This is a genomic window from Paenibacillus sp. 01L418, assembly GCF_056400045.1.
In genome coordinates, this window is record NZ_JBFTSN010000393.1 from 1 (window position 1) to 6,015 (window position 6,015).

Sequence of the window (6,015 nt, forward strand, 5' to 3'; positions counted from 1 at the left end):
ATGCAATATTAAGCGGAAAAGACGAGGCCGTTTGTAGTGAATTATTCGTATCCCTCACCGATAGTCTCGTCCAAACGAAGTTTTCGACGGATAACAAAAAGGATACCGCACTAATTCACAAAGCAAAGGATATGCTTCATGCCAATCTGGAACAGGTATTGAAACTTGATGAGATTTGTAACGAACTTCATTTATCAAAGTTTAAGTTTATTCGCTTTTTCAAGGAGAATACTGGAATTTCACCGTATCAATACTTTCTTAACTGCAAAATCGAACTTGCTAAACAGTTGATCGAAAAAAATAGAGATATTTACTCTGCAGTGGCTGCATGCGGTTTTGTGGATTTAACCCATTTAAATAAACATTTTAAAAGTGTATATGGCACAACTGCTTTCGAATATATGTCATATTTGAATTGAAGAGGGACGACTCTCAAAACCGACTGATGTATGTCGTCTTTATTTGTGGATTTCTTAAGGTAGTGACAGGTTTGTTAGCTTTGACGTCAAAATGAGGTGTTTTATTATGTTGCTTCGCGATGGAATTTCTGGATTTAATAACACTGATATCGTTAAATCATTGGTAGACATTAGCCAGTTTAAAAATCTATGCTACGCTTTAGCAAATCAGGTTGGTGGAAAGCTAGTCACTGTTTCCGATCTGCAGGAAACCAATTTTTACTGTGCGGATTTACAATTTAACGGAGAAGAAATTTATATTTTATTAAATAATAATTACCCTTTAATAGCTATCGCTTCAAGAGTTGAATATATGAATGTTATATTTATAGAGAATCAAACTCTCATCAATGGAATTCAAGCTTATAGTAAAGAATATCGCTTTTTACACTTAAGAGAACTTAGTGAAGAAGTGCTGCTAGATGGGCATAAGAATAAGCTGAAAAATGAGAACACACTAAATGAACTTGAACTAAAACAAATTTTTTATTGGATGCCTAAGACAGTAGGTGAGATAATCTTTAACTATTGGGATTAGAACTGTTTTCTCAATCAAATATAACTTAATAAACATTAAAACGAGGCTGCCGGTATTAATCGGTAGCCTGGTTGCGTTTACGAGAAGCTTAGTTGAGATGAATAAGTTAATATTGGATGATATACCATAAAATAAAACATTTTCGAATATCTAACGTCTATTCAGTTATGATTGTCAAAATTAAAGAAAGGGGTTCTTATGAAATTACCTGCAATTAAATTATTTGTAAGTTTGAATATTATGCTATTCCTGATTATGGGTTGTAATAGTAGTAATGAGGAGAGCGATGTTAATGAATTCTCCATCTATTTAGTTAAAGAACTATCTACAACTGATGCGATGAGTAAAGAGCTTAATGATCTACCTTTAGAAACTATACCTGTGCTTACAGCCAATGAAATGAGAACATATAATTGGATCGAACATGAATTCATAATGAAGGAAAGCATTAGTCTAGAGGAAAAGTTAGAAGGAAAAGTACCTGCAAGCGGTAAACCTTTTGTTGTAGTTGTGGGTAACGAAAGAATATTTTTAGGTAGTTTTTGGTCCAATTTATCATCTCTATATAGTCATGATATTGATATTCCAAAAATCTCTTCTAATTGGCTTAAAGGAAGTGATAAGGAAATATACCAAATTCGCTATGGAAAAAATCCCGATCCTAGAGATGATACTAAAATATTTGAGGTATTAAAAGGAATGGGGAAGATTGTTAATTTCTAACTACTGAGAATAAAGGTGAAATCCATGAATCTTAAGCTTGAAACGATTCAATCAACCAACGATAAGCTCAAAGCAACAGAGAGAGCACTTTCAAATAGTAAAAAACAATATGAAAAATTTCTCTATTCACGAGTGGAGGTGTGTAATTGAAAACTCTATATCTAATACTAGGTGGAATCATTAATTCATTTTTAGCGCAGATGTTTCCATACATTATAAAAATCAGTGCATCATGTATATATGTAATAGGTTATTTTATGGGATTTCATGATGGTTCTGATATGAGAGGTGAAGAAGATGTAATAATCGTCCTTCTACCCATAACTCTTTTATTATTAACTACATTTCTAGCTATTTTAATATTTAGCAATCGAACAATTTTCAGAAAAATAAATATAAGAAAATCACGGTTCGTTTTGTTCAGTTTTGTATCCTTTATACTTTTTTTTAGTTTAAGCATGATGATTTTTGACCCTCCTAATCTTACATAACGAAGAGATAGAATTGATAATTATGGAGGTTTAAAAGTATGGATGAAATAGTAGGAGAATGGTCTGCAGATGCTTTATTTGATCCGGGACCTAGTGATGAGATCATTTATTTTCTAGAACACGGAGATGGGTGGATAGAATACCTAAATTGGTCACTCTCCGCAATCGAAACATTTAGATGGTGGCGTAATGAGGAAGGGAGAATTAATATTAAGGGAGAAACCATCCATTCAAACTCTGAACCTCTGAGAAAGTCAAATAAAGTACATTCAAATTTATTAATAAGTATTCAACAAGGAATTACCACATTAGATAAACCCATAACTATCCTTACAGTAGAAAACGATAAGCTATATGAAAAAAATAAGTATGGCCTAGTGAATAAAACAATAGAAAAGGATTATTTGGCTAAAAGACTGCTACTTTTAAATAAAAGATAGTTTAACTGTGAACGACAGTTTGAGTTAATGGGTAAATAGTTAAAAAAAACAATGAGCAGTTTGTTGTGATACTGCTTACTTGTTGAGATGTCGGGGGAAAATATGAACGCTTTTGAATTGGAGAAGTTCGCTAAGCAATACAATTCTTTTGAAAAAGTACATGAGGGATTCTGGGTATATGTAAACTCTTGGCTTAGTGATGAGCCTGAAGAATTTGTTGAGGCATTTAACAGTAATGATATCTCAACTTCGACAAAGCTTTCAAATGAGAGAATAGCCCTAGTTATTAATTATCGATGGGACGATCCAATATATTTTGTTCAAACCACATTGAATGTTGAGATAAATGAGAGAGAAATTGCTCAGTATCATTTATTACAAACCCTTGATGGCGAAGATATGGATGATGGCCTCAGCTTTTCTAACGTATGTTTCGTACCAAGAAATATAGATTGAATACATTCCTCAAGTTATACGAGTAGGGAATGCGTACGGTGGCTAAGCATATCGTGGAGCGATATGCAGCTTATCCGGTGCTAATCGCAGTGTGCGCCGAAAAAATCAACTCGGATGAATAACGCCAGTATGATCAATCGATGTTAGGCATAAAAGAGGAATGAATGGAAAGGCTTCCGGAATGTTTCGGAGGCCTTTTATTCTGTTTGTGTAAAGTGCCAAATTGTAAAAACCGACTGATTTCATAAACAATGAGTACCATAGTTCAGCAATCGCAAGAATGAGGGGAACAGCAGGAAACAGAAGCCATCATGAGTCAACTGGCATGGTAATATCTTGTGAAGGTATATCTATAAATTTGGTTGTATACAATCAAATTGATATGATAAAAAAGTAATTTGTAATAGAGTTTGTATGCAAACTGTACAATCCATAAAAATGCAGTACAATGGAAGCTATGTGCAACTGATGAAAAAGTGATGACACGGTATTAGTCGGTGTCCATCAGCTTGGAGCGGCAAGCAATCCAGTGGATTTATTAATGATCTGCTTATTATTAAAAACATAATAGTAATATGATGAAGAGGGGGACTCCTTGATGACAAATAGTGGACTGAATCTTAAGGTTGATGGATTTATAGGTAAATCTAAAAAGTGGAAAGAAGAATATAAGAAGTTGAGAAATATCGTACTTGACTGTGAGCTGACTGAAGAATATAAGTGGATGCATCCTTGTTACACGTTTCAGAATAAAAACATAGTTTTAATCCACGGATTTAAAGAATATTGCGCGCTTCTGTTTCACAAAGGCGCCTTGTTAAAAGATCCCAATGGCATCCTAATCCAACAAACAGAAAATGTACAGGCGGCACGCCAAATTCGGTTCACCAGCGTTCAAGAAATAGTTGAAATGGAAGCTATCTTGAAATCCTATATTAATGAAGCCATTGAAGTTGAAAAATCCGGTTTGGAAGTGGTTTTTAAAAAGAATACAGAATACACAATTCCTGATGAATTTCAAAACAAATTAGATGAAATGCCTGCCTTGAAAAATGCTTTTGAAGCATTGACGCCGGGACGGCAAAGAGCGTACATTTTTTATTTTTCTGAACCCAAACAATCCAAAACTCGCGAGTCAAGGGTTGAAAAATATAAGCAGCAAATTCTGGATGGAAAAGGTTTAAACGATTAGGATGTATATTTGTTTTCCTGTTCAAAAGAAATAGAAGAACCCAGTCGCTAAATACCATTTAGCAGGACTTATAATGAAATCTAATGGCTTTTTAAACTAAACGGTAAAAGAGTGGTTTTATGTTCATTGTTACTGTGGAGATGACTCAGGAGCGAAAAGATCAGTTGCTTAACTGGATTGACTCATATCTGAAGGCTACATTGGAAAATGATAAGGGAACCCTAGCAGGGCTGAAATGGATGGTTGATAAGTTGGATTTAACTGACCTTCTCTACTCAGAGATGGCTGTAACAACTCCTATTATTATTAACCAAACGATTATTGATGAATGCAAGAAGAAGTTTGAAGAAAATTGGATTCATGCGTTATGGAATAGCGGATTTGCTTTGGCAGTTTTTGCGGTTTTGGATCTATTTAGCATTCAAATTGTGGAGTTTCCAACAGCAAAAAGAAACTAAAAATGCTTGAAATACATAGATGAGATTTGCGATTTGGAAAATGAATTAAAGATAGTGCTAAATATAAAATAGTTAATTATGATTTTGCAGATAAAGAACGGATACTAGCGTTGCTCCGCCAGCATAGGTATAGACTAAATTATTTGAACTTATCAGTAAGTTGGTTATAATAGGTTTATATAATTAAACGAATGAACGGAAGTGGAGTGTATGAGCCAAAATACTGAACATATTGTACAGCAATTTAAAGATTCCATTCCCTTGCTGGATGTCCTTACAGACGAAAAACGTCAAGCCATAATTTTGCTGCTTGCACAGCATAAAGCTGGACTTAATGTTAATACTATAGCGGATCAAATTGACTTGTCCCGGCCTGCCGTCTCCCATCATTTGAAGGTATTAAGACAGTCTGGTTATGTTAGTTACGAGAAAAAGAGCGTAGAAAATTACTATGTCCTGACTCTCCGCAAACCATTAGAGCAACTTAAATCTTTAATTGAGGCTATTGAAGCTCAGTGTAGCGGATCTTTGCAATCTTCAATGGAATAAAATGAATTTTTTCGCTTTATACGTTTATATGTTTAAACGAATGATCTTAATGGGAGTGATAATAATGAAGGCTATAACGATAGAGAGATATGGGAAAAATGTGCCCTTAATAATGATGGAACGACCAATGCCTACAATGGGAGAACATGATGTACTAGTAGAGATTTATGCGGCAAGCTTAAATCCTATCGATTTCAAAATAAAAGAAGGAAAAGTAAAATTACTGCTAACGTATGACTTTCCTTTAGTTCTCGGAAATGATTTTTCTGGGGTAGTAACCAAGGTTGGTGAACGCGTGAGCGCATTTAAACCCGGTGATGAGGTTTATGGAAGACCACGCAAAGACAGGATCGGAACGTTAGCTGAATATATTGCCATTCATGAAGATGATATTTCTCTTAAACCAGAAAATCTAAATTTTGAAGAAGCGGCGTCAATCCCACTGGTCGGACTTACGACATACCAAGCCTTTTACGATATTTTGAACCTTCAAAAAGGGCAAAAGATTTTGATTCATGCAGGATCTGGAGGGGTAGGAACATTTGCTATCCAACTGGCCAAATTGATGGGCGCTTATGTCGCCACAACAGCAAGTGATAAAGGCTATGATTTGGTCAACTCACTGGGAGCCGATCAAATCATTAATTATAAAACAGAGAATTTTGAAGAAATGCTTACAGGCTATGACGCGGTGTACGATACCTTAGGTG

The 6,015-nt window shown here is 34.8% G+C and carries 9 protein-coding genes; all 9 read left to right on the top strand.

The genetic code is table 11. The features are described from left to right. The coding region (locus AC1DSE_RS28520; protein ID WP_477528576.1) for a helix-turn-helix domain-containing protein at window positions 1-419 on the top strand (419 nt) is incomplete at its 5' end. 106 nt (window positions 420-525) lie between these two features. Then, entirely contained in the window at window positions 526-996 is a 471-nt protein-coding gene (locus AC1DSE_RS28525) for a hypothetical protein (protein WP_477528577.1), read from the top strand. Between the two features lie 198 nt (window positions 997-1,194). Then, window positions 1,195-1,719 (top strand): hypothetical protein, encoded by a 525-nt coding sequence (locus AC1DSE_RS28530; RefSeq protein WP_477512297.1) that lies wholly within the window; start codon window positions 1,195-1,197, stop codon window positions 1,717-1,719. Window positions 1,720-2,248: 529 nt separating this feature from the next. Further along, window positions 2,249-2,650, top strand: a complete 402-nt coding sequence (locus AC1DSE_RS28535) for a hypothetical protein (RefSeq protein ID WP_477512296.1) — start codon at window positions 2,249-2,251, stop codon at window positions 2,648-2,650. Window positions 2,651-2,752: 102 nt separating this feature from the next. Then, on the top strand, window positions 2,753-3,106 hold the full coding sequence (locus tag AC1DSE_RS28540; RefSeq protein WP_477512295.1) for a hypothetical protein: 354 nt from the start codon (window positions 2,753-2,755) through the stop codon (window positions 3,104-3,106). Between the two features lie 598 nt (window positions 3,107-3,704). Then, a complete protein-coding gene (locus AC1DSE_RS28545) occupies window positions 3,705-4,298 on the top strand; it encodes a YdeI/OmpD-associated family protein (protein WP_477512294.1) in 594 nt (197 codons plus the stop codon). A gap of 119 nt (window positions 4,299-4,417) precedes the next feature. Further along, window positions 4,418-4,756 carry a hypothetical protein gene (locus AC1DSE_RS28550; RefSeq protein ID WP_477512293.1) on the top strand — a complete coding sequence of 113 codons (339 nt, stop codon included), beginning with the start codon at window positions 4,418-4,420 and terminating at the stop codon, window positions 4,754-4,756. 210 nt (window positions 4,757-4,966) lie between these two features. Further along, window positions 4,967-5,305, top strand: coding sequence for an ArsR/SmtB family transcription factor (locus AC1DSE_RS28555; RefSeq protein ID WP_339208387.1), 339 nt, complete (start codon window positions 4,967-4,969; stop codon window positions 5,303-5,305). Window positions 5,306-5,369: 64 nt separating this feature from the next. Continuing rightward, window positions 5,370-6,015: NADP-dependent oxidoreductase (locus AC1DSE_RS28560; RefSeq protein ID WP_477528578.1), on the top strand; the 646-nt coding region annotated here is incomplete at its 3' end.

Bases quoted from the DNA above. Each gene is read 5' to 3' on its own strand.
- AC1DSE_RS28525 (WP_477528577.1), top strand. From the start codon at position 526: ATGTTGCTTCGCGATGGAATTTCTGGATTTAATAACACTGATATCGTT.
- AC1DSE_RS28530 (WP_477512297.1), top strand. From the start codon at position 1,195: ATGAAATTACCTGCAATTAAATTATTTGTAAGTTTGAATATTATGCTA.
- AC1DSE_RS28535 (WP_477512296.1), top strand. From the start codon at position 2,249: ATGGATGAAATAGTAGGAGAATGGTCTGCAGATGCTTTATTTGATCCG.
- AC1DSE_RS28540 (WP_477512295.1), top strand. From the start codon at position 2,753: ATGAACGCTTTTGAATTGGAGAAGTTCGCTAAGCAATACAATTCTTTT.
- AC1DSE_RS28545 (WP_477512294.1), top strand. From the start codon at position 3,705: ATGACAAATAGTGGACTGAATCTTAAGGTTGATGGATTTATAGGTAAA.
- AC1DSE_RS28550 (WP_477512293.1), top strand. From the start codon at position 4,418: ATGTTCATTGTTACTGTGGAGATGACTCAGGAGCGAAAAGATCAGTTG.
- AC1DSE_RS28555 (WP_339208387.1), top strand. From the start codon at position 4,967: ATGAGCCAAAATACTGAACATATTGTACAGCAATTTAAAGATTCCATT.